The organism is Peribacillus sp. FW305-BF15 (assembly GCF_058783805.1).
Window position 1 is genome coordinate 115,046 of record NZ_JBYSYV010000010.1, and the last position, 25,389, is coordinate 140,434.

Annotated in this window: 22 protein-coding genes and 1 pseudogene; 4 read left to right on the forward strand and 19 right to left on the reverse strand. The window is 41.7% G+C overall.

Translation table 11 applies throughout. The features are described 5' to 3' along the window. Positions 1–23 precede the first annotated feature (23 nt). The 3 genes from AC3WLU_RS12740 to AC3WLU_RS12750 form a co-directional block, all read right to left on the reverse strand. Positions 24–788, reverse strand: a complete 765-nt coding sequence (locus tag AC3WLU_RS12740; RefSeq protein ID WP_492597349.1) for a DUF2268 domain-containing putative Zn-dependent protease — start codon at positions 786–788, stop codon at positions 24–26. Between the two features lie 127 nt (positions 789–915). After that, positions 916–2,154, reverse strand: coding sequence for a beta-ketoacyl-ACP synthase II (gene fabF, locus AC3WLU_RS12745; RefSeq protein WP_057275861.1), 1,239 nt, complete (start codon positions 2,152–2,154; stop codon positions 916–918). Positions 2,155–2,205: 51 nt separating this feature from the next. Further along, the gene (locus tag AC3WLU_RS12750; protein WP_034314519.1) at positions 2,206–3,141 is read right to left on the reverse strand and encodes a beta-ketoacyl-ACP synthase III; all 936 of its coding nucleotides are present in this window, start codon (positions 3,139–3,141) and stop codon (positions 2,206–2,208) included. Between the two features lie 202 nt (positions 3,142–3,343). Between AC3WLU_RS12750 and AC3WLU_RS12755 the strand changes: the two genes are divergently transcribed. Next, positions 3,344–3,565 carry a hypothetical protein gene (locus tag AC3WLU_RS12755; protein ID WP_063577060.1) on the forward strand — a complete coding sequence of 74 codons (222 nt, stop codon included), beginning with the start codon at positions 3,344–3,346 and terminating at the stop codon, positions 3,563–3,565. A 41-nt stretch (positions 3,566–3,606) separates the two neighbouring features. On the opposite strand, the gene AC3WLU_RS12760 is transcribed toward AC3WLU_RS12755, so the two are convergent. The 3 genes from AC3WLU_RS12760 to AC3WLU_RS12770 form a co-directional block, all read right to left on the reverse strand. Beyond that, entirely contained in the window at positions 3,607–3,789 is a 183-nt protein-coding gene (locus AC3WLU_RS12760) for a ComZ family protein (RefSeq protein ID WP_034314525.1), read from the reverse strand. Positions 3,790–4,011: 222 nt separating this feature from the next. After that, positions 4,012–4,845, reverse strand: coding sequence for a hypothetical protein (locus AC3WLU_RS12765; RefSeq protein ID WP_057275859.1), 834 nt, complete (start codon positions 4,843–4,845; stop codon positions 4,012–4,014). Positions 4,846–4,947: 102 nt separating this feature from the next. Then, complete coding sequence (locus tag AC3WLU_RS12770) at positions 4,948–5,670, reverse strand: alpha/beta fold hydrolase (RefSeq protein ID WP_057275858.1); 723 nt, start codon at positions 5,668–5,670, stop codon at positions 4,948–4,950. 294 nt (positions 5,671–5,964) lie between these two features. On the opposite strand from AC3WLU_RS12770, the gene AC3WLU_RS12775 reads away from it, so the two are divergent. After that, positions 5,965–6,156, forward strand: coding sequence for a YjzD family protein (locus tag AC3WLU_RS12775; protein ID WP_034314532.1), 192 nt, complete (start codon positions 5,965–5,967; stop codon positions 6,154–6,156). 82 nt (positions 6,157–6,238) lie between these two features. Here the strand turns inward: AC3WLU_RS12775 and clpB are convergent, their stop codons facing one another. From clpB to AC3WLU_RS12800, 5 genes and pseudogenes are all read right to left on the reverse strand, one after another. Next, positions 6,239–8,827 (reverse strand): ATP-dependent chaperone ClpB, encoded by a 2,589-nt coding sequence (gene clpB, locus AC3WLU_RS12780; RefSeq protein WP_063577062.1) that lies wholly within the window; start codon positions 8,825–8,827, stop codon positions 6,239–6,241. Between the two features lie 222 nt (positions 8,828–9,049). Further along, positions 9,050–10,249: an FAD-dependent monooxygenase gene (locus tag AC3WLU_RS12785; RefSeq protein WP_492597350.1), complete on the reverse strand. Its 1,200-nt coding sequence runs from the start codon at positions 10,247–10,249 to the stop codon at positions 9,050–9,052. Between the two features lie 127 nt (positions 10,250–10,376). Continuing rightward, entirely contained in the window at positions 10,377–11,489 is a 1,113-nt protein-coding gene (locus AC3WLU_RS12790) for a cupin domain-containing protein (RefSeq protein WP_057275854.1), read from the reverse strand. A gap of 30 nt (positions 11,490–11,519) precedes the next feature. Continuing rightward, entirely contained in the window at positions 11,520–12,011 is a 492-nt protein-coding gene (locus AC3WLU_RS12795) for a DinB family protein (protein WP_413003841.1), read from the reverse strand. 15 nt (positions 12,012–12,026) lie between these two features. Continuing rightward, positions 12,027–12,959, reverse strand: a pseudogene (locus AC3WLU_RS12800) (fumarylacetoacetate hydrolase family protein); the annotation flags it as partial. Positions 12,960–13,340: 381 nt separating this feature from the next. On the opposite strand from AC3WLU_RS12800, the gene AC3WLU_RS12805 reads away from it, so the two are divergent. After that, complete coding sequence (locus AC3WLU_RS12805) at positions 13,341–14,099, forward strand: IclR family transcriptional regulator (protein WP_034314544.1); 759 nt, start codon at positions 13,341–13,343, stop codon at positions 14,097–14,099. Positions 14,100–14,153: 54 nt separating this feature from the next. On the opposite strand, the gene AC3WLU_RS12810 is transcribed toward AC3WLU_RS12805, so the two are convergent. From AC3WLU_RS12810 to argC, 8 genes are all read right to left on the reverse strand, one after another. Continuing rightward, positions 14,154–14,333 (reverse strand): YjzC family protein, encoded by a 180-nt coding sequence (locus AC3WLU_RS12810; RefSeq protein ID WP_034314546.1) that lies wholly within the window; start codon positions 14,331–14,333, stop codon positions 14,154–14,156. A 640-nt stretch (positions 14,334–14,973) separates the two neighbouring features. Further along, positions 14,974–15,933 carry an ornithine carbamoyltransferase gene (argF, locus tag AC3WLU_RS12815; RefSeq protein ID WP_057275850.1) on the reverse strand — a complete coding sequence of 320 codons (960 nt, stop codon included), beginning with the start codon at positions 15,931–15,933 and terminating at the stop codon, positions 14,974–14,976. Next, a complete protein-coding gene (gene carB, locus AC3WLU_RS12820; RefSeq protein ID WP_098864153.1) occupies positions 15,930–19,049 on the reverse strand; it encodes a carbamoyl-phosphate synthase (glutamine-hydrolyzing) large subunit in 3,120 nt (1,039 codons plus the stop codon). The genes argF and carB overlap by 4 nt, the downstream gene beginning before the upstream one ends. Beyond that, complete coding sequence (locus tag AC3WLU_RS12825) at positions 19,042–20,124, reverse strand: carbamoyl phosphate synthase small subunit (protein WP_413003837.1); 1,083 nt, start codon at positions 20,122–20,124, stop codon at positions 19,042–19,044. The genes carB and AC3WLU_RS12825 overlap by 8 nt, the downstream gene beginning before the upstream one ends. Positions 20,125–20,205: 81 nt before the next feature. Then, entirely contained in the window at positions 20,206–21,357 is a 1,152-nt protein-coding gene (gene argD, locus AC3WLU_RS12830; RefSeq protein ID WP_492597351.1) for an acetylornithine transaminase, read from the reverse strand. Next, a complete protein-coding gene (argB, locus tag AC3WLU_RS12835; RefSeq protein ID WP_048686895.1) occupies positions 21,354–22,127 on the reverse strand; it encodes an acetylglutamate kinase in 774 nt (257 codons plus the stop codon). The genes argD and argB overlap by 4 nt, the downstream gene beginning before the upstream one ends. Positions 22,128–22,139: 12 nt before the next feature. Beyond that, positions 22,140–23,372, reverse strand: a complete 1,233-nt coding sequence (gene argJ, locus AC3WLU_RS12840; protein ID WP_057275845.1) for a bifunctional ornithine acetyltransferase/N-acetylglutamate synthase — start codon at positions 23,370–23,372, stop codon at positions 22,140–22,142. A gap of 16 nt (positions 23,373–23,388) precedes the next feature. Then, positions 23,389–24,426, reverse strand: a complete 1,038-nt coding sequence (gene argC / locus AC3WLU_RS12845; protein ID WP_364282056.1) for an N-acetyl-gamma-glutamyl-phosphate reductase — start codon at positions 24,424–24,426, stop codon at positions 23,389–23,391. Between the two features lie 234 nt (positions 24,427–24,660). Here argC and AC3WLU_RS12850 point away from each other — a divergent pair, with 234 nt between their 5' ends. After that, positions 24,661–25,350 (forward strand): Crp/Fnr family transcriptional regulator, encoded by a 690-nt coding sequence (locus tag AC3WLU_RS12850; protein ID WP_063577074.1) that lies wholly within the window; start codon positions 24,661–24,663, stop codon positions 25,348–25,350. Positions 25,351–25,389: the final 39 nt, after the last annotated feature.

Here is a 25,389-nt window from a genome sequence, read left to right on the forward strand (position 1 = left end):
AAAAAAGAACGTATATATTAGCTCTATTTTGATAAGAATTCTTCAGATTGAATAATGAATGATCTTTTCACGGAGAGTTTTTCAAAATTTTTCACCAGGTAATAGCCACTACAGTATCCAAGCATATATGGATATCCTTTTGTCCCAAGCAGAAGTACATCATGCAGAGGATCTGTACGTTTTATTGTGTGCTTTTCCTCTAAATGCTTTCTCCAATATTCTCGTAGTTTATCTTCCTGATATAACTTAGTCCAATTCGCTAAATATTTTGTTCCTAAATATTTTCCCACCGTTCTTTCCGCCAGTCCTTCCATGATCATCGTATCCAGGAGAGTGAATTCTTTTTGTTCCTTTTTCAAATGATGCAGACGGCAAACATGATGGTATTCATGAATCAACAGGGCCTCCATTTCCTTTTCGGCTATCCCCTTTCCGTAAAAAAGGAATAGTTTATCTTTAAAGGCCAACCCTGACTTCGTTTCAACTTTTTTATTCCATATCCCTGTAGACATGAGCGGGAAAATATATATGGGAACATCAGGCCCTCCCCATAGCTTCTTATAAGCTGTAAACAAGCTTTGTGTTTTTTCCCATACATCGTTTTCCTGTAAGTCTTCCCATGTGAGTTTTGTTTTTTGATTCGGCGAATACATGCCATGCTTCAATAAATGATGATACATCATTTCAGCATCAAGGGTATCGTTGAAATTGCTTATAAGTCTTTCCATCATCTGGATCGGCCGGTTGAAATCCTTCCTCATCCATTCATTGGTTGAAATGACTCCCATTTCCCCATACACCTCCGCTTCTATTGACTATCGTATGATTTAATGAAGGCGGATGACACAATATATCCCTTTTCCCTTCAACCTAAAAAAGAGCAGATCCCAAAAAGATCTGCTCTTCCTTCAAAACTTATTGATATTTCTTGAAAAGAATCGTTGCGTTATGTCCACCGAATCCAAGTGAATTGCTGATGGCTGCATTGATTTCGCCCTTCCTTGCTTGATTCGGGACATAGTCCAAATCACACTCAGGGTCTGGTGTTTCAATATTGATGGTTGGAGGCAAAATGCTGTCCCTGATTGCCTGAATCGTGAATATTGCTTCCACACCGCCTGCTGCACCTAACATATGGCCTGTCATTGATTTAGTGGAACTTATCGCAAGTTTATTAGCATGGTCGCCAAAGACTTCTTTGACTGCCATCGTTTCGTATTTGTCATTGTATGGCGTACTCGTTCCATGGGCATTCACATATTGGATGTCTTCCGGATTCAAACCTGCATCCTCAATTGCAATTTTCATGGCTCTTGCACCGCCTTCTCCACCTGGTGCCGGAGCGGTAATATGGAAGGCATCTCCAGTTGAGCCATAACCAGCTATTTCAGCATAAATATTGGCTCCTCTATTCAATGCATGTTCAAGGTCTTCCAGAACGATGATTCCAGCTCCTTCACCTATTACGAAACCATCACGGTTAAGATCAAAAGGACGGCTAGCGGTTTGTGGATCAGGATTTGTCGATAAAGCCGTATTTGCACAGAAGCCTGCAACCGACATTTTTGTGATTGGCGCTTCTGCCCCGCCTGTAATCATGACATCGGCATCGCCCCGTTGAATGGCTTTAAACGCATCACCAATTGAGTTTGTTCCTGTTGCACAGGCTGTTACCGTACATGAATTGATTCCTTTTGCACCCAGTAAGATAGAAACCTGGCCGGCTGCCATGTCCGGTATCATCATTGGAACGAAAAATGGGCTAACCCGTTTATATCCCCTGTTTAAAAAGTTTTCATGCTGTGTTTCAAGTGTCTCCAGCCCGCCGATACCCGAACCGATCCAGACCCCGACACGTGCAGCATTTTCATCGGTTATTTCCAGCTTGCTATCATTATATGCCATAACGGAAGCCGCAATTGCATAATGCGTAAAACGGTCCATTTTGCGAGCTTCTTTACGATTTATATATGTTTCTATATCAAAGTCCTTGATTTCAGCAGCCACTTTAACGGGATATTCTTCAGCATTCAAACGAGTTAAAGGCCCTATTCCCGATTTCCCCTCGATTATATTCTTCCATCCAGTTTCTGCATCATTACCAACTGGAGAGATTGCTCCAATACCTGTTACAACTACACGACGATTAGTCATTGAAAATGGCTCCTTCCTATTTTTAAAGCTCTTACGATTTGTTTCTTCTTTTTATTTACCCCACCTAAGAGCGATCGCTCCCCATGTAAGGCCACCACCAAAACCGACCATGACGATTAAGTCATTGTCCTTGATTCTTCCCGCTTCCATTTCTTCCACAAGGGCCATTGGAATGGACGCTGATGAAGTATTTCCATATTTATGAACCGTTTTTGTCATTTTTTCAAGCGGGAGACCCAGGCGTTCCCTTGAGGCTTCCATTATGCGTATGTTTGCTTGATGCGGAACAAGCAGATCCACATCTTCCTTTGTCAAACCAGCTTTGTCCAATACACCCAGGCTGGATTCCCCCATCTGACGGACAGCAAATTTAAATACTTCACGTCCATTCATATGAATGAAATCTCCTTCCTGCAATAAGTGCTTCCCGCCAGTTCCATCTGCGCCTAATTCAAAGGAAAGGACCCCTTTGCCATCAGAGACAGGTCCAAGTACAGCTGCACCCGCTCCGTCACCAAAAAGGACAGCAGTATTACGGTCTTCCCAATTGGTTACTTTCGAAAGTTTTTCAACACCGACAATCAACACATGCTTATATGCACCTGTCTTAATAAATTGCTGTGCCGTGATCATTGCATACATAAATCCGGCACATGCCGCACTTACATCCATTGCAGCTGCCTTCATCGCTCCCAATTTCTCTTGAATCATGCAAGCGACAGAAGGAAACGACTGATCAGGTGTAACGGTAGCCACAAGAATCATATCTATCTCTTCAGCCGAAATTTCCGCATTTTTCAATGCAGCCTTTGCGGCTTCATAAGCCATATCTGATGTATCAATATCATCATTTGCAATTCTTCTTTCCTCGATACCCGTCCTGGTCCGGATCCACTCGTCAGAAGTGTCCATAATTTTTTCTAAATCCGCATTTGTAACGATTTTGTCGGGTAAGTAGCGGCCAAGCCCTAGTATTCCAGCATTCATCTTGCCATCCCCTTATATTTTAATGAGTTATTATAATCATCTATTATTACCTGGTACTAATTTTATATAAAAAAAGACTTCCTTGCAAGAGTTAACAATTTGAAAGGCTAAAGAAATCTCTTTCGGAAGTCGGTCAAGCGCCTATGCCAGGGGAAATTCAGGGACATACATTATAAATAAAAGGAGTAAAGGAGGACTCATTGTGGACATTTTCAATCGCAACCGCGAAAGAAACCCGGATGATCATTTTTCGAATTTGATGTTTGGCAGGAAACCCGAACCGGAGCAAGAGGAATCGAAGGTTGATTACTTGCAATTGATGGCGAGCGTTGAAACATTGATGGGCTTGTACAGTCAATACAAACCGACCATTGATAAAATCAATCTGGATCCATTGATTGCCAAGTTCTTGAAAAAAGAATAAAAAAATTAAGGCTGCCCTTTATCGGGACAGCCTGCCTTTAATTAACGCTGAGCATCTTGTTTGCCAAGCTCATAAGCTTCTTGCATTACGCTTTTAAAGAGCTCCATGAATGGCTCTGCCATCTCCATTGAAAATGGAATCCCGCTTGCCTCAAGCTTCGCTTTAGCCTCTGGGAAGTATTTCATGGCGATTCCCATAAATTCAAGAGTTTTATCTGAACTCATTCGCGTTTCCCCCCTATCTTTTGAATATTCATCAATTGATTTGTGATGCCTAAATAAAGCTCAATAATATCATAATTCCACAGAACCCTTTCGTAAAGGGCGCACATATAAAATCATGGATATCTTTTGATGTTCTTCCTATCCTTGTACATTATAGTACAAGACATATAGATTAGAGGCAAATATACCGTTTTGTTCTTCTCAAATAACGAAAATATTTTTTTAATCACGCTTTCTCCACTTTTTAAGTAAGTTTAATCGTTTATTATGTTTTTTTTGTAATGCAATGCCTTCTTCCGGTTCCATTTTGCATTGCACTTCAAATATTGTTCCTTTATTGATTTTAGTTGTTGATTGTTGGGGAGTGAATGAATCCATGCTTTCATCAAATATTAGCTTGGCACATTCATTCCAATGATCATCGATAGAGCTGCACAATTGGATGTCCCTATCGGAACCTGAGGTTAGCACCGCTTCCAAAGCATTAACAAAATCAGTGATATAGAGAGCATCAAAGGTATATTCGGCAGCAATTGCCGCTTTGATATCAGACTGCCCAAGCTGATTGATTCCAGCTTCAAAGCTCATGCCTTCCGATTGCCAAGGTCCATAAATCGTCGGTAAAAATATGATTTTTGCGGAATCGATTTCACGAATCGAGCTTAATATGGAATGAAAAATACTGACATCTTTTTCAATGGGCATGAAAAGAACGAAATTGGGCGTTTCATTCTTGCCATTTTTGAATTTCTCAATGAAGGAAACGATTTCGCCTATCAGAAAATCGATTTTCCCCATTTTGCCGCTTTGAATATCGTAGCAAGAGATGAACACCGTGTCCTCCTGTGAAATATCCAATAATTTAAGTTTATTTATCGGAAAGTATATAAAATTTGAATTCCTTCCTATTTCAAGTTCTTTTTCTTCCATAATATATTGATTTGCTTCGGAATCATCCCAATCGATTCCAATTACTTCTTTCCCTTGGTTCAAAAAATATTGAGTCACATAGAATCCCACAAATCGATAAGTGCCAATGACAATGTTTGTTTGCATAAATACAGCCTCCTCGTATGCCATCAAGCCCACTTCACCTGGCACGTCTAGTTTTTTTAGATGCTGTATCGTATGCAAACTATTGTAAAAATATATCTCTTCTCATAAAATCTCTTCATTCTCATTGAAAAACTTTTGTATTTGATAGGGGATTTTATAACGTTTTTCGGGCAATATATACGTCAGCTGCAGGTCTGCTTTTCTTGCCAGCTGGATTTGCCGATAAAGGGAGGCTTGCTCTTTCCGTAAGCTTCCAAAAACCTGAATCACTTTCATGGGGATATTCTCTGCGATTACTGAATCTTCAGTGTCCAGGATATGCTGCTCACATTCCGCAGGCTCAAGCTCATATGCAGCAGCAACCTCGGACAGCCACTTTTTATAGAAGAACTTATTTTCCTTTTCTTTCTCCAATTGTGCTTTCAAGGAAAAAACCGGATCAATCAATACGACAGACCGAATTTTATTTCCAAGTTCATTCATTAGCTTTAGGGCAAGTAGTGCGCCTGTCCCCTCTGCCAATATATGAACCCTTTGATTGACTATTTCTTTTTTCATGAAAAGAATATATAGGTTAAGGGAAAGGTCCAGTGCTTTAGGACTGCCCCAGTTGGCTCCGTGAAAATTGGATGAAAACAGCGTGTATCCGTATTCCTTTAAATATTCCAATATCTGCAGCCTCCCAGGATGCTGCAGCCAAAAGCTGCTGTCTTTTTCGACAAAATGACTGCGGTCTCCAATTACCATTACGGAAAAACCACTGGGCCGCTCTGGATAATAGATGATATTCCACTGGTCATCAATTTGAAAAGTTCGTTGTTCCATCGTTCTAACTCCTTTATGGAATATTACTACTATATTAATTTATGACGAAAAATAGAAAGGGTCAGTGGAAACGCCTAACTTCTTATCTTAAATTAAGCAAGCAGGGACGATTTTTGTTTTTATTTTCCCCCTATAATTTCCTTTTTGAAGTTTTGAACCAACTTGTATGCCAAAAAAAATTCTCTTATGATTTAATGTATTGAATAATTTAAAGGTTATTATTAAAAACACGTTTTAACTGTATATTAATTATGGTAAGATAAAAATGAATGTAGTGGAATGAGGTGAAATTCGATGCGTTATGCTTGGACAATTTTTTGGACATTCTTATTAGTGCATATGACTGTATATGTTGTTTCTTCCATGATCGGAGTTTCATACGATGCTGCCCAGGGAACGATTTTAGGATTGGCTGCTGCTATCCTGATTCTTATCATCCCTGCTATCTTGCCTGCTGGGCCAGCTAAAGACTCCCATCAACACTAAGAAGCAAAAAAGGACATCCTTTTTAGGATGTCCTTTTTGTTATACCATACTTTGCTTACGGGTAAACTGCATGGCGACGTTTTTATATGAGGACCAATTCATCATGATCATAATCAATCGTGATTCCTTCTTTAAGCTCAACAGTCCCAGCTATGATTTTACGGGCGATTTTCGTTTCGAGATGCTTTTGGATGAATCGCTTCAGCGGTCTTGCTCCATATACCGGATCATATCCCTGGTCCGCAATGAATTCTTTAGCCGCTTTTGTGACGTTGAGGACTATATTTTGTTCAGTTAACCTCACTTGTAATTGATGAACCATTTTATCTACGATTTCAACGATTTCTTGTTTTGTCAGAGGTTTGAATAAAACAATATCATCAACTCGATTCAAAAATTCCGGACGGAAATGTCCTCTTAATTCTTTAAAGACCTGATCTTTTATTTCTTCTTCAATGCCACCATCCACCCGGTTGGATTGCAATAAGAAATGGGAACCGATATTGGAAGTCATGATGATCACCGTATTTTTACAGTTGATTGTTCTGCCTTGGGAGTCTGTTATTCTTCCATCATCCAACATTTGCAGTAAAATATTGAAGACTTCCGGATGCGCCTTTTCAATTTCGTCCAATAATATGACTGAGTAGGGGTTTCTCCTAACAGCCTCCGTAAGCTGGCCGCCTTCCTCAAATCCAACATAACCGGGAGGTGCACCAACAAGTCGGGACACGGAATGTTTCTCCATATATTCCGACATATCAATTCGAATCATATGTTCCTCACTATCGAATAATGTTTCTGCCAAAGCTTTTACCAATTCGGTTTTACCGACACCAGTCGGCCCAAGAAAAATGAATGAACCGATTGGTCTGTTTGGATCTTTTATTCCAGCCCTTGCTCTTAAAACAGCATCGGATACGAGTTCCACCGCTTCTCCTTGACCGATTACCCGTTCATGCAGGATATCTGATAGGCGAAGCAGCTTCTCCCTTTCACTTTCCACCAGCTTGCTTACCGGAATCCCTGTCCACCTTGCCACAATCGAGGCAATTTCCTCCTCCGTCACTTCCTGGCGAAGCAATCGTGATTCCTGTTTTTCCTTTTCCAATTCGTCTTCCATTGCTTCCAATTCTTTTTGAAGCTGCGGAATCCTTCCATGCCGAAGTTCAGCTGCCCGGTTAAGGTCATAGTCATTCTCTGCCTGTTCCAGTTCATGACGCAGTTTCTCAAGCTCTTCACGTTTGTCCTGCACCTTTTGAAGCGCTGATTTCTCCATTTGCCACTTGGATTTCATGCTATTCGCTTGATCCTGAAGTTCTGATAGTTCTTTTTGAAGCCCTTCCAGCCTTGCTTTGCTTTGAGGGTCGTCTTCATTTTTCAGGGCCGCTTCTTCAATTTCAAGTTGCATGACTTTTCTCGTGATTTCATCCAACTCGGATGGCATGGAGTCGATTTCCATGCGGATCATCGCACAAGCTTCATCCACTAGATCGATCGCTTTATCCGGTAAAAATCGCTCCGTTATATATCGGTTCGAAAGGACAGAGGCTGCAACGATCGCCCGATCATGTATCCTGACGCCATGATGAATTTCAAACCGTTCCTTTAATCCCCGCAAAATTGAAATCGTATCTTCAACATCCGGTTCAGGAACCAGAACCTGTTGGAAACGGCGTTCCAAAGCCGGATCCTTTTCAATATATTGCCGATATTCATCAAGGGTCGTTGCACCGATACAATGCAGCTCACCGCGCGCAAGCATCGGCTTTAACATATTTCCGGCATCAAGGGCGCCATCCGTTCTTCCTGCACCGACAATTGTATGCAATTCATCAATGAATAAGAGAATTTTCCCATCACTCTTCTTGATCTCATTCAACACCGCTTTTAGGCGTTCCTCAAATTCACCTCGGAATTTGGCCCCTGCGACAAGTGCACTCATATCGAGTGAAAAAACGGTCTTATCCTTTAAACCTTCCGGCACATCCTTCCTGACGATCCTTTGAGCCAACCCCTCGACAATCGCTGTTTTACCTACTCCAGGTTCTCCTATTAATACAGGATTATTTTTCGTTTTCCGTGAAAGGATCCGGATGACGTTACGGATTTCCGTATCTCGACCGATTACTGGATCGACCTTACCCGATTTAACCTCAGCAACGAGATCTCTGCCGTATTTTTTCAGTACTTCATAAGTGCTTTCAGGATTTTGACTAGTCACTCGCTGATTCCCCCTTATATCGCTTATAACCCGTTTTGCTTTATCATAATCAATTCCATATGATGAAAATAGCCTGTTTACATTCGTTCTATTGACTTGCAAAGACGCAAGCAGTATATGTTCGACAGATAAGTATTCATCCTCCCACTTCTGCATTTCCTTTTCGGCAGCCGTCAGAATTTGCTGTAGGGAGGATGACATGTAAACCTGGGAAACACCCCCGCTCACTTCCGGTAATCTATCCAATTCCTTATTCAGCTCTATATCAAATAGATTCACCGATTTACCAGATTCCGATAAAATCCTGATTAATAAACTTTCATCCTGCTCCATTAAGGCCTTTAATAAATGAAGCTCCGTCAGCTCGGGATTCCCTCTTTCATTGGCTAGCTCCTGACCGCCAGTGAATGCCTGTTGGGTTCTCTCCGTCATTTTATTAATATCCATCTTGAAACCTCCCATTCATCTATATCATGAACGAATCCCCATCGGGTTTGACCAATTTTGACCTTTATATTTTCATTATACTTCTAATTCTCCCCATGTAAAGGAAAGTTATAAGAAATGCAGTAGTTTGGAAAATAAACGGAAAAAGCCCTTCTTCATATAGAAGAAAGGCAGAACCATTTGTAACATGGATACATTCCTTTATGGATGAAACAAAATGGTTTATGCTTTCACGGCCGTTTTATTGTAACCATGAAATTCATCGACGAATTGGAAATCCCTATCCGTCCGACCTGCAAGGATCGTATCTCGGAGCAGAATGCCTGCATCGGTCGTATTGTGGATGATTTCCCCCCACATTCTTGCACTCGTTTGAACATTAGCCGTACGTGGAATGCGTTCCTCCTGGTATTCCAAAAATGCCTGTTCAATGTCATTCCCATGCTTATGGAGCATATCAGACAAATAAGCTGCATCTTCTAAAGCCTGGCAAGCGCCTTGTGCCAAGTATTGAAGCATCGGATGTGCCGCATCGCCCATAAGCGTAATTCTTCCTTTTGTCCAATTATCAATTGGGAAACGGTCATACATCGGCCAACGGCGTTGTCTTTGAATGAATGAAATCGCATTCTGAACAAGCTCACAAGTTCCGGCAAATACACGGTCCATTTCTTCCGGTGTTCCCCATTGATTTGTTTTTTCGTTTTCTTCCGTATATTGAGAACTTTTGAAAACCACTACTTGGTTATAAAGTTCTCCCCTTCTAACCGGATATTGAACAAGATGAAGGTCTGGCCCAATCCACATGTATACATCATCTAAATCCCCATGGCTCGTAACCTCCTCCATCGGGATCGCTCCCCTGTATGCAACATATTGAGAGCAGACCGGCTGATCTTCCACAAAAAGTTTCCGTGCCTTGGACCATAATCCATCGGCTCCAATGACAGCAGCTCCTGAATGTTGGGACCCGTTGGCAGAAGTAACCGTCACTTCACCTTCATACTCTACTGTCTCAATAATGGTTTGATTCGTGACCAGTTCGATATACGGGTTCTTTTCACAGGCTTCAGCCAATACTTTATGCAAATCGGAACGATGCAAAACAACATACGGAGCTCCATATCTTTCTTTATAAACATCACCTAAATCCAAAGCGGAAAGCTCTTTTCCGGAAAAGGCGTCCATCAGCACCAATCTTTTTGGAAATACTGCAATATCATTGATTTTATCCATGACACCTAAACGCTGCAATACGTTGGTGGCATTTGCTGCAAGCTGAATCCCTGCACCAATTTCCCCAAATTCGGGAGCTTGTTCCAGGACTTTTACATACTGTTTTGTTTCTGCGATTCCTAAAGCAGTTGCCAATCCGCCAATTCCCCCACCGATAACGATGAATGGTTTTTTTTCTGTGTTCATCATCAATTCCCCCTATATTAGTTGCTTTTAGCCAAAGTTGCGGACCACTACCACAGTAAGCGTTTTCATTCGAATGGCATTCATCTATTCACTAGTATCTTAGCTGAAGATTCCAAACCGATTATTTTCAAACCAAAACAGGCTTGAATTCACTTTCAACCTTTTGGTACCCATTGTTTGTGTCTAATGCTTGTTGCTGTTCCAAATCGAATCTTTCCATTATTGGTAGGTCGTTTACCGAGAATAAGTAAGAATCAGCTTCTGCAACGTGCTCATGCCATGCCCAATTCGGAACGACGAAATAATCTCCCTTGGACCAGTCAAAACGCACTCCATTAATGACCGTATATCCTGATCCTTGGTGCACTTGATAAATCGTGGAATGGGTATGGCGATGGGCTTTCGTATGGAAACCTTTAGGAAGTTTCTGCATCCATGCCCCCATCGTCGGATTGGCCGTCTGGCCATTTGATGGATTGATATATTCCACGGCAAAACCTTCATATGGATCCGGTTCAAAATTCATCAATCCTTCTATCGCTGCTTTGGTGCCTTTCCACTTGTAGTTGGCAAGCGGTGCCACTTGTGAATAACGGTCGGATACTGGACGAACCATTCCGCCTTGATAACGGAGCTCTGAAAAATTATCCGGCCGCTTAGGCGTTTCAATCCGATCTGGATATGGTTCAAAGAAAGTGCCGCCTATGGAATAGATGGTTGGGATATCAAGGGCATCCATCCAAATCATTGGTTTTTCCCCAACATGGCCATGACCATGCCATAAGTTTTTAGGCGTGATCAAAAAATCGCCTTCTTCCATGAAGATTCTTTCTCCCTGCACGATGGAGTAGGCACCTTCACCATCCGTAATGAAACGAAGTGCACTTTGGGAATGACGGTGGGAAGGGGCCACTTCACCTGGCAACAGTAGCTGGACCGCAGCATAAAGCGTTTGTGTTGTCGAAGCCCATCCCCAAGGCTGGCGATAAGTAAGGCCAGGATTTTGAAAATAAATCGCCCTGCGCTCCCCGCCTCGGTCAGGTGTGAAGATTTCAGCCGCTTCCATCAATTTTTTTGTCAAAAGCTCTTCTTTCCATAAATAAGCATGCGCATGAGGTTTAGGTTCATGGTCCATCAGAGCGGGAATGGCTTCCCACAGCGGCCCAAGGTTATACTGCTGAATATCCTTTGTAAAATCTTTTACGATTGTACTATTCATGTATTCCGATTTTTCAGCCATATTAATCCCTACTTTCTTTTTTATCTTGCCTCACTGGATTTTAGAAAGATTTCGCTTAATTTGATCATAATGTCCTGAAACATGCTCATCGATGAAGTGATCGACTATATAAGAAACTGGTTTGTTTCCGAATTTAGCGAAATTCCGGTGTGGCGATTCATTAGATAGTGTTTCTTCATCTAAATTCCCGAGACCGCTCTCCACTTTATATTTAAGCTCCTCCACTTGCTTCATGACATCATCCACAGCAAGTTTGTCTGTATCGGTAACCGCCGCCAATCGGGCTGGATCTTGCAATCCACGCCCCCATTCGGCCCCAGGCATCGCTATTACAGTTTCCACTTCACCTAACCAATAAGGAATGGCTTCAGCTAAATGGGAAAGTATCTGCATGATCGACCATTCATCCTCTGCCGGTTTAAATCGGATCGTTTCTTCCGGTAGGTTTGCCGTTGTCTCAAGTATATGGTCGATGGATTGTTGCACTGATTGGATTGATGTCCCGATTTCCTGATAAGCCATTTTATTCTCCCTCCCGACACGTCTCACACGGTTTTCAAGATAACCTATTTTGTCGATTTCGATTTTGACAACGTCACCATCTTTCAAGAACACTTGTGGATCACGGGCTACTCCTACCCCACCCGGTGTTCCTGTTAGTACGATGTCACCTGGTTCAAGAGTCATTAAGTTCGATAAGAATTCAACTAGATACTTCACATCGAATACGAAGTTGGATGTATTGGTTTTTTGGCGTTCTTCACCATTTACCGTTAATCGGACATTCAAGCCCGATGGATCGGACAGTTCATCGGAAGTGACTAACCAAGGCCCCATCGGAGCACTTCCTTCAACCGTTTTCCCTTGTAGCCACTCAAGTGTACGCCGTTGGATATCACGATAAGTGACATCATTCGCAATTGTATAACCAGCTACATAATCAAGAGCATCTTCTTTTGAAACATTACGTGCCCTTTGTCCGACAACAAAAGCGAATTCCGCTTCATAATCCAGTTGTTCCGAGATTGGGAAAAACGGTATATCATCCTGGGGACCGATAACTGTATTGGCGAACTTTGCGAATACTACAGGGAATGGCGGCAGTTCACGGCCCATTTCAGCAATGTGTTCACGGTAATTATGGCCGACACAAATAATTTTGCTTGGCTTTTGGACAGGGGCCTCAAGCTTTATATTTTCAATTTCATGTACCAATTGATGTCTGAAGGAATCACGATTGTTAATAGCGTAGTCCGCAGCCTTTTGCGCGATGGAAAGGCTTTCATTCCCTCCCTGTAAAAACTCCTCCATTGTTGCAGGGACATAAGCGTCAGCAATTTGTTCACTGCGAAGTTTCCCTTCGCTTTCAAGAAGCGCTTGATAGGCATAGTTCAAGTCAACGACTACATTTTCCGGGTAAATTGCACCGATGCGTTTAAATCCTTGACTGCTAAACGTTACTAATTTCATATTCATTCTCCTTTATTAATCTGGATTTTTTTAAAACCTCTTTTTGATGCCAACATCCTAATTCTGCTGGATTTGCTTCGCAAACCAGAATTTGAATGACGTACACCTTATCTATTTCACTTATAGATAACATTGTTCACTATTTATATAAATGATAACTTAATTTTCGGAATACTGTCAAGAAAGTATTGCAAATTTTTGTGCAAATGTTATCATCTACACCATTATCAGTACTGCGGAATCCAAAAGTTCGTTATTCATTTAATAGGAACGTATATTGATAGCTTCAAGCATTCGGCGGTTTTTCTATTGATTTTCATGTATATTTTACATATTCTGATATACTAGACCTAAATTAAAACAGATTAGGGAGATTGATTTATGGAAATCGTAAAATCCGGTTCGACGATTCAATCATTACAAATAGGGATGAGCATCATAGATTTACTTGCTTCCCACAGAACTCCTTTAAGATTCTCTGATATTCAGGAATTAACGGAGATAACGAAAAGTAACCTTTATAAGTATTTGAATACTTTGACTCAACTTGAGTTACTATATCGCGATAAGACAACCGGTATGTATCACCTTGGGAGCAAATTGATTCAATACGGAATGGCAGCGATAGGAAATGAGGATATAACGAGCAGAATAACTCCTTATTTACAGGAAATCAGTCACCATACTTCCTGCACGGTCCTTTTTTCCGTTTGGACATATGATGGACCAATCACGGCAAAAATATGGAATTCCAATCAAAACTTAAACATAGGGGCACAGTTAGGTACACGACTTCCGCCATCATCCTCTTCCGGAAAGGTATTCACTGTATTTCAGGATCCTTCCTTGACAGCGGAATGGATTGAAAAAGATCGTAATGTTACGGGCTCGTTCCTTAATGAAACGAATGAATATGATGAAATTCGGACATACAAAATAGCTTTTGCCAAAGAGCCACTTGTACCATCCGTTTCCTCCATGTCCATTCCGGTTTTTAATTATAATTCGGAATTGTTGGGAGCAATCACTGCCGTTGGGTTCACCGAAAACATTCCTGATCATTATGAAGATCCTTTAAGCGTCTATTTAAGGAAAAGCTGTTTGGAAATCTCGAATATATTCGGTTATTCCGCTGAATAGAAAAAAAGCAGGAAGAAGGATGGCGACCATTCCTTTTTCCTGCTTTTTGATGTTTCATGGCTTCCGCTTATAGGTCCATATCCGATTATGATTGGATGTTTCAGGAAAAGAATCCCCTGCATCCAGCTTTACCATTTTCGGATTCACTACCGTGCTGCCCGTTTCACCGATTTCTACGTAGGTCCCATTATTCGGTGCCTTCTGACCTGGCTTAAATTGACGATTTTGCCCCATAGATTTCACCCCTTTACATGCTTTCCCTGTTATTATTACCAGGTTCCTACCTTTCATGTCAGAAAAATTAGGAACATACAGGAAATTCGGCTGAATTAAAAAGCGTCTGTTCTCTGAGCAGACGTCTTTTTAAGTTTTTAAAAATTGACCGCCGATTGGAACGTAGGGCACTCGCTTTCCGGGGCGGTCCGCCCTCGGCGCCATTGCGACTGCGGGGTCTCCCTTGGACGCGCTTTTCCCGCAGGAATCTCGAACACCAGCTCCAATCAACTTTGTTTTACCATTAAGGATAGAGCCTTTTACCTGCAGTCTTTTTTGTTTTAATATAGATGGATTAAAACTCGAGGTATAGGGATGCTTTTCTAACCATGGTTCTATTTTAGCGAGATCAATTTGAAATGATTACTTTAGATCAACTGGTACCATAGAACCATTTGTTTCGTAAAATGAAGGCAACAATTAGTGTCTTTTTCATTTAAACTTGATGGGAGATATGTTTTAGAGGTAGGGTGCCCAAGTATTTATCCAGTTATTATTCTCCAACTGCTACAAATAAAATCAAAAAGGTTTCGGAATGAGACCATTCCGAAACCTTTTTTCTACAAACTGAGTGACTGCTCTCTGAAGTAAGCTTTTTTGGTTAAGACATTAAGTCCACCAGGACCGCCTTTTGGGCATGAAGGCGATTTCCGGCTTGGTGGAAAACGACGGAATTAGGACCATCGATGACTTCAGCCGTAACCTCTTCCTCCCGATGTGCAGGCAGGCAATGCATGAATAAATAATCTTCTTTAGCAAGTTTTACCAGATCACCATTAATTTGATAATCTTTAAAAGCTTCTAAGCGAATACCATTCTCGATTTCCTGCCCCATGGAAGTCCAAACATCCGAATAGACGATATCCGCATCTTTTATGGCCTCCGAAGCTGAGGTTGTCACCAAAATTTCACTGCCAGTCTCTTCTGCCACTTTTTTAGCATAGGCGACGACCTTTTCATCAGGTTTATAGGCGTCAGGACACCCAATGGAAAAATCCATTCCCATTTTTGCACAGCCTACCATCAATGAATTCGCAACATTATTGCCATCACCGATATAACTCATCTTCAAGCCTTTTAACTGCCCTTTTATCTCGATGATCGTCAAGAAGTCTGCAAGTACCTGACAAGGATGTGCAAGATCTGTTAACCCATTGATGACTGGGATAGAAGCATTTTCTGACAATTCCAGGATCTTTTCATGCTCGAAGGTACGAATCATGATGCCATCAATGTATTCAGAAAGAACTTTTGCAGTATCGGAAATCGTTTCACCACGTCCAATTTGCAAGTCATTGCCACTTAGGAACAAAGCGTGCCCGCCAAGTTGCATCATGCCCACTTCAAAAGAAACACGGGTACGGGTAGACGATTTTTCAAAGATCATCCCCAGCGTTTTCCCTTTTAAAGGCGTATATTCTTCACCTGCTTGCAATTTGCCTTTAATGGTCTGCGCTAGCTTTAACAAATCTGCAATTGCCGTTGGTGTGGACTCTTTCATGGTCAAAAAATCTTTTCCATTTAAAATCTTCGCTTGTGTCGGTGCCGTCATTGAACTCATACGTGTGACACTCCTTTCGAATATGGTATAAGCCATTCCTGAAGCGAGGTAACCCCTGGATCGGCATTCTCCACCGATTGCAGATAGGCCTTGAACGTCTCTTCTTCCGTAAAAGCAAGCAGTCGATATTTCGCTGCAAGTAACCTTAGCTGCTTATCTTCCTCCGTTGTTCCATATGCCAAAACGACCGCCGCATTTCCTTCATTTAACCATTCATCAAAATCTGAATTCCCCAATGTCAAACCTGCTTCTTTGATTTGCACTAACAGGTCTTCACTTAATTGAACTGATTCTGATTGATAAACGCCTGTGGTATGATTAGCTTTTTGAGCATGGAACACTTTTGTCAATGCTTCATTTACCGTTTCCCCGATGGCGATTCCTTCACCTGTTGATTTCATTTCCGGACCTACCTTCGAATCAAGTCCGCTTAATGCAAAAGTAGAGAATACGGGATATTTGACAACTGCATATGGAATTTCATCCATTAAGCCCGTTTTTTCGAAAGCATTCGACAATGAATATTTCCCAAGCAATATTTTTGTCGCTATTTGCACCAAAGCTACATCGGTCACTTTACTGATGATTGGAATTGTTCGACTTGCACGAGGATTCACTTCCAATACGTATACACTATTTCCTTCGATCACGAATTGGATGTTCATAAGACCTTTATAACCAAGTTCACTAACTAGTTTTTTAGCATAAAGGGTCATTTTATCTTTAATATCATCCGTTAAGGATTGAGCTGGCAATATGGCCATGCTATCTCCTGAATGGACGCCTGCTTTTTCTATATGTTCGGCAATGATGGGAATATAAACATCATTTCCATCAGCAATCAAATCGATTTCGGCTTCCTTCCCTGGAATATAGGAATCGATCAACACGGGATAGACTAGTGCCGTTCCATTAGCCATTCTATTCAACAAGCTTTCTTTAGAGCCGATGATTTCCATTCCCTGGCCGCCAATTACATAGGATGGGCGTAAGAGTACCGGAAAGCCGATGGCCTCTGCCCGGGAAATTAATTGTTCTTCTCCATTAGCCATTGAACCTGGTACATGGGGGATATCAAGTTTTTGAAGAAGCTGATAAAAACGATCACGATCTTCTAATTGATCAAGTGTATCGAAGGACGTCCCCAACAAATTGACACCGTATTCTTCAAGGCCTTTAGCAAGGTTTATCGCAGTCTGCCCGCCAAATTGGACGATAACATCTTTTATGTCTTCCGCTTCTATCACATTAAGAACATATTCAAGGGTCAACGGTTCGAAATAAAGGCGATCTGCTGTCGCAAAATCCGTGCTTACCGTTTCCGGATTATTATTGATCATGATCGTTTCAACATTTTCATCCTGGAGTGCATAAACACCGTGAACTGAACAGTAATCAAACTCTATTCCCTGTCCGATGCGGATCGGGCCGCTGCCAATCATCAAGACTTTCTTTTTATCCGTTTTTTGCTGTTCGTTCTCACCAAAATATGTTGAATAGTGATAGTTTGTATGTGATTCGAACTCGGCTGCACATGTATCAACCGTTTTGTAGACCGCCGTAACACTTAGTGATTTCCTGTGCGCTCTCACTTCCATCTCATTTACTTTCCATACGGAAGCAAGATAGCGGTCTGAAAAGCCCTTTTCCTTGTATGACTGAAGTTCTTCCCTTGTTACATGATCGATTGCCTTAGCTTCAATCTCCATTTCGCTTTGGATCAATGAAGCAAAGGATTTAAGGAAGAAATAATCTATGGCTGTCGCTTCATGAATTTCTTCAATCGTCACGCCTTTTCTGAGCATTTCAAAAATGACAAAGATTCGTTCATCCGATTTTTCGGCAAGCTTTCCCCAAAGTTCTGGAACGGTTTTACTTTTCAGTGATGATAGCTGCAGCCCAATCGTTTTCAATTCCAAAGAATCGACGGCCTTTTGGACTCCCCCCTCAAAGCTGCGGTGTAAAGCCATGACTTCACCAGTTGCCTTCATCTGTGTTCCCAATTTGCGGTCGGCGGTCGTGAATTTATCGAATGGCCACCTCGGGAACTTCACCGCTACATAGTCAAGCGCAGGTTCGAAGCTTGAATATGTGCTTTTCGTTACAGGATTGATGAGCTCCGATAAATCGTAGCCGACAGCAAGCTTTGCCGCTATGCGGGCTATGGGATAACCTGTTGCTTTTGAGGCTAGTGCCGATGAACGGCTGACGCGCGGGTTCACTTCTATTAAATAATATTGCTTGCTATTCGGATCAAGTGCAAATTGAATGTTACATCCGCCTATGATCCCTAAAGCAGAGATGATTTTAATGGATGCGGCACGCAGCATCTGAAACTCATCGTCCGATAAAGTCTGTGATGGTGCCACGACGATCGAATCACCTGTATGGATCCCTACCGGATCGATATTTTCCATATTACAGATAGTGATGCACGTATTGTTGCCATCTCGCATAACCTCATATTCGACTTCCTTAAAACCAGCTATGCTTCTTTCAATCAAGCATTGTGTAATTGGGCTTTCTTGCAGTCCGCCCCGTACAAGTTCCTTAAAGGTTTCCGGTGAATCAGCAATACCGCCGCCAGTTCCGCCGAGTGTATAAGCGGGACGAACGATGATGGGGAAACCGATTTTGTCGGCAAAAGCCAGCGCTTCATCAAGAGTATGGACAATCGTACTGTCGGGAACGGGTTCACCTATTTCAAACATCAACTCACGGAACAGCTCACGATCCTCCCCTTTTTTGATGGAGTCGATCGGAGTTCCCAATAATTTGACCTTATATTTTTCAAGTATTCCAGCATCATCCAACTGATAAGCTAGGTTCAATCCTGTTTGACCGCCTAATGTAGCTAGCAGGCCATCCGGCTTTTCTTTGGAAATGATCTTTTCCAGTACATCAACCGTTAAAGGTTCGAAATAAACAGCATCCGCATTCATATCATCAGTCATGATCGTTGCCGGATTGTTATTGACCAGTATGACTTTATACCCTTCTTCCTTTAAAGCGAGGCAGGCCTGTGTACCTGCATAATCGAATTCGGCGGCCTGCCCGATGACAATCGGCCCCGAACCAATCACTAAAATGGTCTGTATCGTGTCGTCCTTAGGCATAAGCTTTTTCTCTCCCGCTATAATCATTTATCATTTGTAAAAAGTCTTTGAATAGTAATGAACTCTCGATAGGTCCTGGATTTGCCTCTGGGTGGTACTGGGTTGTGAAGATTGGCAAGTCTTCATGCATGAGTCCCTCAACCGTGTTATCATTCACGTTTCTGAATCTCACTTGAAGCGATGTTCCTTGCAAGCTCGGTTCATCAACCTCATAACTATGATTCTGCGAACTCATATACACCTGTTTCGTTTTCAAATCGACCACGGGCTGATTCGCACCACGATGTCCAAACAGCATTTTTTTTGTATTTCCACCTAAGGCGAGGGCCGTTAATTGATGACCGAGGCAGATGCCCATCGTTGGAAAACTCGTAATGATCTTTTTTATGTTTCCTAAAAGGTATTCAAGCTGTTTTGGATCCCCAGGCCCATTTGAAAGCAAAATACCATCTGGCTTCAAGTCCTTGATTTGCTCGAATTCCGTATCGAATGGTACGACAGAGACTCGGCAGCCTTGAGCGACCAATGAATCCAAGATTGATTTTTTATAACCGAAATCGATCATCACAACGTGCTTGCCGCCTTCACCAAATTTCTCGACAACCTTTGTGGATACCTCAGCTACATGTGCTGATAAACCATTCAGGCTGGGTACGACAGTGTATCTTTCATCAGCTGTGATGACTGCCTGCATGGAACCTTCCTGTCTTATATTCTTAACGACCGCTCTTGTGTCCACATGGCTTAAAAGAGGAATGTTCCACTTGTCTAAATATTCACCAATTGAATATTTAGCCTGATAATGGGAATGGCTCATATTTCCTTCATATACAATCACACCGGCAACATGCGGCTTTTTACTTTCAAAATCATGTTCATTGATTCCGTAATTTCCGATTAGTGGGTATGTGAAGATGACAATCTGGTCCTTATATGAAGGATCTGTCAACACTTCTTGATATCCGGTCATTCCTGTAAAAAAGACAATCTCTCCAGCGATTGTTTTTTTTGTCGATGTAGTCAGCAGTTCCCCTTCAAAGACGGAACCATTCTCTAAATGTAGATAGCTTTTCATGATTTTCACCTCTTTAGATGATGTATATTTATATATACAATAGCATAATTATTCATTTTATTCTATAAAAATTCAATTAATTTAGACAGTTTGTTTTATTGCCAATACTTTTTTAATTTTATTTATCGCCGTATCGATCTCCGATTCGGAAACAGTCAGGGATGGAAGTAAACGAATTACTTTAGGACCTGCACTCAATACAAGTAAGCCCTCTTCTTGCAATTCCATTAAAAACACTTGAACATCTTGTTTACATTCAATTCCGACCATCATTCCCAGACCGCGAATCTCTTTCACTTCTTCGATGCCTTTCAATGCTTTTGCCAATTCGCTCTCAAGGTATTCCGCCTTTTTAACGGTTTCTTTTAAAAACCCTGATTGGAAAATTTCCTTTAATACAGCTTCGGCTGCTGAGACACTAACTGGATTCCCTCCAAAAGTGGATCCATGACTTCCAGGGTCAAAGAATACAGACAACTCTTCCTTCCCAATCATCGCCCCGATTGGCAGGCCATTTCCCAACCCCTTTGCCGAAGTGATGATGTCCGGCAGGATATTGAAATGCTGGAATGCAAATGGCTTTCCTGTACGTCCTATCCCAGTCTGAATTTCATCTATGATAAGGAGAGCTCCGTGTTCTTGGCATTTAGTTTGAATCGCGTCCAGATATGATTGCTGTACAACATGGATGCCGCCTTCTCCTTGAACGATTTCAATCATTACAGCTGCCGTATTTTCATCGATGGCCGCTTTCATGGCATCTTGATCATTAAATGGGACATATTCGAACGAAGCTAGCATCGGTCCGAAACCAGTCTTGATTTTTTCCTGTCCCGTTGCAGCCATCGTTGCAAACGTACGGCCATGGAAAGACTGCTGACACGTGACAATCTTGCTTTTACCGGTAGCTTTACGTGCTAGTTTGATGGCCGCCTCATTCGCCTCGGCACCGCTGTTGGCAAAGAACACCTGACTTAAACCAGAGGCATCAGCCAGCATTTTTGCTGTCCGTTCCTGTATGGAACTTTGAAACATGTTCGATACATGCCAATATTTATTAAGTTGTTCCGTCACGGCCATTTTTACCAACTCATGACAATGTCCAAGATTCAAAACCCCGATTCCGGATGTGAAATCCAGATATTCTTTACCTGTTTCACTCGTAATCTTCAATCCTGACGCTTTTCTTGGCTCAATGTCCCACCTAGCGTATGTAGGAAATAAAGAACTCATTGAAATACCCCTTCTTCCTGAAGAAATTTTGTACCGATGAATTGTCCGCCTTGATAAAAATGATCTTTCCCACTAACGATCATCACTTCTTCAATCCCTTTATTCAGCACCGACAAGGCTGTATTGACTTTCGGGATCATTCCGCCATGGATACTTCCATCCATGATCAAATTCTTCGTTTCCGTTTCATTCAATTTCTCAATGATCTGCCCATTCTTCAAGACCCCTTGAACATCGGTCACAAATAAACACATGTCAGCCGATAGTGCCTTAGCTACAGACCCGGCAGCCATATCGGCATTTACATTTAGTTTATTGCCCTCTTCGGTAGATGAGATGGGCGTCAATACCGGACAATAGCCTTTTTCGAATAAAAGTCCGAATAATTCCGTATTGACTTGTTGTATTTCACCAACAGCCCCAAGTTTCTGTTCATCGATATAATCACCTGTGAGAATCCCGCCGTCCGAGCCATTTAAACCGACTGCCTTGATGCCATGGGCTTCCAATTTATGAACGAGGCTGCGGTTCGATTTTCCTGCCAGCATAAGTTCCACAATTTCCAGCACTTCTGTGGTCGTTTTTCTTAACCCATCTTCAAATACTGGTTCAATTTCAAATTTTTCAAGCATTGAATTTATATCAGGGCCGCCCCCATGCACAAAGACAATATGGTATCCGCGGTTTTGTAACTCTTTAATACTATTGAAAAACGACTCCGATAACTCATTGATGATGCTGCCGCCGCACTTTATGACTAATATGTTCATACTTTTCACCTCTTACGAACGATAGCTTCCGTTTATTTTCACATAATCATAGGTTAAATCGCAGCCCCATGCCGTGCCTGATTCATTACCATCTTTCAAATAAACATGAATGATGATACTTTCATTTTCCAAGTATGCTTTGGCTTCTTCCTCAGAAAACATAATCGGCTCACCGTCTTTAAGTACGACGATATCACCAAAAACGATTGTTGTTTGATCCGGATTGAATCCCACTCCGCTTCTTCCCATTGCAGCTATGATTCGTCCCCAGTTTGCATCCGCTCCAAAAGCTGCCGTTTTCACAAGATTTGAACCGACGATCGTCTTTGCCATCATCTGTGAATCTTGTTTCGTATGCATGCCATGAACGTTCACTTCTATCAGTTTAGTCGCACCTTCTCCGTCTTTCGCAATTTGTTTGGCGAGGTTTTCGGAAGTTTGTTTTAATAATTCCAGGAAGATGGACCATTCTGGATGGTCAGGTGTCAAAGGTTCATTGTTCGCTTCTCCATTCGCGAGCACTAACACCATGTCGTTCGTTGAACAGTCGCCATCAACCGTGATTTGATTGAATGTATCATTGGTAATCGAGGATAATGCTTGCTGTAAATCATGCGGTTCAATGACGGCATCCGTCGTAATGAAACCTAGCATTGTGGCCATGTTCGGATGAATCATTCCCGAACCCTTGGCAGCACCGCCCATTTTCACGGTTTTACCGTCGATGATTGTTTCATAACCACAACTCTTCGTTACAATATCCGTTGTTAAAATGGCGGTACCGAAAGCTTCAGCAGCTTCAGGTGTATTTTCTGGCTGCAATGCCTCTATACCGTTTCTTACTTTCTCCATTTCCATGAATTCCCCTATGACTCCCGTTGAAGCCACTGCAAATGAATGGTCCTCCAAACCGAACTTTTGAGCCGCAAGCTTCCTCATTTCATTTGCATCTTTTAAACCTTGTTCACCTGTACAAGCATTCGCACAAGCACTATTCACTACAATGCCGTGAAGTTTTCCAGTAACGGCAATACTGTCTTTCGTTACATTGATTGGAGCGGCTTGAACGACATTTTGTGTATATACGGCCGCGGCTGATGCTGGGACATCGGTAAAAATGATGCCAACGTCCTTTTTAGAATAGCGTAATCCTGCATGGACACCTGATGCTTTGAACCCTTGGGGCATTAAAATGTTTCCTTCTTGAATTTGTTTGATTTCTTCAACTGGCTGTAGTGTATTCATTGGTTCCCTCCATAGTTTACGGATATAACGGACTGTTCCATAGTCCTGCCGTTTCTTCTAGTCCCATTAATATATTTGCATTTTGAATGGCCTGCCCTGCGGCACCCTTCACTAAATTATCAATAACCGAAACCACCGTTACCTTACCTGTTCTTTCATCATAATCGACGCCAATGTCGCAAAAGTTCGATCCGTATACTTGTTTCGTGGATGGAAAGCGATCAAGGGGCTGTACCCGCACAAATGGGTGTCTCTCGTAAACCGTTTCGTACAAATCCTTTAATTCAACATTTGAGGTTTCCCGATTTACCTTTATATACATCGTTGCCATAATCCCTCTTGTCATTGGGACAAGATGGGTATTGAAGGAAATGGGCTGTAAACCTGATGACCATCGCCCAAGCTGTTGCTCGATTTCAGGTATGTGTTGATGTTGATTCACCTTATATATCTTAAAGTTCTCATTCATTTCACTAAAATGGGTGACTGCGGAAGGTGATTTACCCGCCCCTGAAACCCCGGATTTTGCATCGATGATCACATCGGCATCCGCTCCGGCCAATCCTTCAGTGAATAAAGGGGCAAGACCTAATAGTGATGCGGTTGGGTAGCACCCAGGATTTGCAATGATCTTCGCTTTTTTTATAGCTCCGGCATTCCATTCAGCCAAGCCGTATACGGCTTCTTCAATAATATGCTGAGGGGCTGCCGGCTTTTTATACCAGTTTTCGTATTCACCTGGAGTTTGAAGCCTAAGGTCTCCTGATAGGTCGATCACTTTAATGTCGAGGTCAGAAAATTCCGAAATCAATTGCGATGAAACGCCCGAAGGAGTTGCAAGAAATACAATATCTGATTTTTTTGCAATCGCTTCCGGGTCGATTTCTTCTAATGTATCTTTCATATGCATTAAATGTGCATTTTCTTCATATAAATTTCGACCAAATTGGGATGAAGTATGCAATGATTTTATTTTAAATTGCGGATGATTATTCAAAAACCTTATTAGTTCCATTCCTCCATAACCCGTTGCACCTACTATTGATACGTTCATAAAACCATCTCCTATAATTTCAGGTCCCTCTGTCAATCTTTGATTCTATTATTATAAGACTGAATAAAAATAAAATCAAATGTATTTTTATAAAATTATAAACATAAATTTTAAATGAAATATTATCCAACAAAATTACTAGAATTATCCAAACTTGTTGACTACTAGGGTTTTTTCCGTTTAAATCAAAGGTAGTAATTGAGTAATGACGGTTTCTGAAAGGTGGTCATATGCATGAATGAATTATCGTTATCCAATCGGATGCAAGCAATTTTAGATAATAAACAACAAATTAAACATATGGAAAAAGGGCGCTACCTTTTTCATGAGAGCACCCCAGCAAGTGATTTGTATTACATTATAAATGGGAAAGTAGAAGTGAGTAAGGTTGTCCCAGACGGTCGGGAATTAACTATACGCATTAGTTCGGAGAATGATTTGGTTGGGGAGACAGTCTTATTTTCTCAAAATCCTAAATATATGATGAATGCAAAAATGATGGAAGATGGTACTGTCGCGGTTATTTCCAAAGAAGCATTAGAAGAAAAAATCGCCGCCGATAGCCATCTCGCAGTCGAGATGATGACATGGTTATCCGCTCAAAACCGTAAAAATCAGGCTAAATTCCGCGATATGCTCCTGCACGGTAAGAAAGGTGCATTTTACTCCACCCTCATCCGTTTATCAAATAGCTATGGCACTGAAGCGGAAGACGGTAAAGTTATCAATCTTCCCTTTACAAACCAAGAACTCGCCAATTTTTGCGGCACATCCCGCGAAGTAGTCAATCGAATGCTCGCTCAATTAAGGAAAAACAATGTCATCTCCATTAAAAAGGGCCGCATTACGATTCTTGACTTTGACTATTTGAAACAGGAAATCGACTGTGAAAACTGTCCAATAGAAATCTGTACAATCGATTGAATCCTTTTCCATAAAAAGCAGTAATACATAAAGCCTTAA

Coding starts and splice junctions, on each gene's coding strand:
- argB (WP_048686895.1), bottom strand. CDS start 22,127: ATGAACATATTAGTCATAAAGTGCGGCGGCAGCATCATCAATGAGTTA.
- AC3WLU_RS12765 (WP_057275859.1), bottom strand. CDS start 4,845: ATGCAAACAAACATTGTCATTGGCACTTATCGATTTGTGGGATTCTAT.
- AC3WLU_RS12850 (WP_063577074.1), top strand. CDS start 24,661: ATGAATGAATTATCGTTATCCAATCGGATGCAAGCAATTTTAGATAAT.
- AC3WLU_RS12795 (WP_413003841.1), bottom strand. CDS start 12,011: ATGGCTTATCAGGAAATCGGGACATCAATCCAATCAGTGCAACAATCC.
- AC3WLU_RS12790 (WP_057275854.1), bottom strand. CDS start 11,489: ATGGCTGAAAAATCGGAATACATGAATAGTACAATCGTAAAAGATTTT.
- argC (WP_364282056.1), bottom strand. CDS start 24,426: ATGAACGTATCAATAGTAGGTGCAACGGGTTATGGAGGAATGGAACTA.
- AC3WLU_RS12785 (WP_492597350.1), bottom strand. CDS start 10,249: ATGAACACAGAAAAAAAACCATTCATCGTTATCGGTGGGGGAATTGGC.
- AC3WLU_RS12805 (WP_034314544.1), top strand. CDS start 13,341: ATGGAAATCGTAAAATCCGGTTCGACGATTCAATCATTACAAATAGGG.
- AC3WLU_RS12750 (WP_034314519.1), bottom strand. CDS start 3,141: ATGAATGCTGGAATACTAGGGCTTGGCCGCTACTTACCCGACAAAATC.
- AC3WLU_RS12825 (WP_413003837.1), bottom strand. CDS start 20,124: ATGAAAAGCTATCTACATTTAGAGAATGGTTCCGTCTTTGAAGGGGAA.
- argJ (WP_057275845.1), bottom strand. CDS start 23,372: ATGAATACACTACAGCCAGTTGAAGAAATCAAACAAATTCAAGAAGGA.
- AC3WLU_RS12810 (WP_034314546.1), bottom strand. CDS start 14,333: ATGGGGCAAAATCGTCAATTTAAGCCAGGTCAGAAGGCACCGAATAAT.
- AC3WLU_RS12740 (WP_492597349.1), bottom strand. CDS start 788: ATGGGAGTCATTTCAACCAATGAATGGATGAGGAAGGATTTCAACCGG.
- fabF (WP_057275861.1), bottom strand. CDS start 2,154: ATGACTAATCGTCGTGTAGTTGTAACAGGTATTGGAGCAATCTCTCCA.
- argD (WP_492597351.1), bottom strand. CDS start 21,357: ATGAGTTCTTTATTTCCTACATACGCTAGGTGGGACATTGAGCCAAGA.
- AC3WLU_RS12775 (WP_034314532.1), top strand. CDS start 5,965: ATGCGTTATGCTTGGACAATTTTTTGGACATTCTTATTAGTGCATATG.
- AC3WLU_RS12770 (WP_057275858.1), bottom strand. CDS start 5,670: ATGGAACAACGAACTTTTCAAATTGATGACCAGTGGAATATCATCTAT.
- carB (WP_098864153.1), bottom strand. CDS start 19,049: ATGCCTAAGGACGACACGATACAGACCATTTTAGTGATTGGTTCGGGG.
- argF (WP_057275850.1), bottom strand. CDS start 15,933: ATGAGTTCAATGACGGCACCGACACAAGCGAAGATTTTAAATGGAAAA.
- clpB (WP_063577062.1), bottom strand. CDS start 8,827: ATGGATATTAATAAAATGACGGAGAGAACCCAACAGGCATTCACTGGC.
- AC3WLU_RS12760 (WP_034314525.1), bottom strand. CDS start 3,789: ATGAGTTCAGATAAAACTCTTGAATTTATGGGAATCGCCATGAAATAC.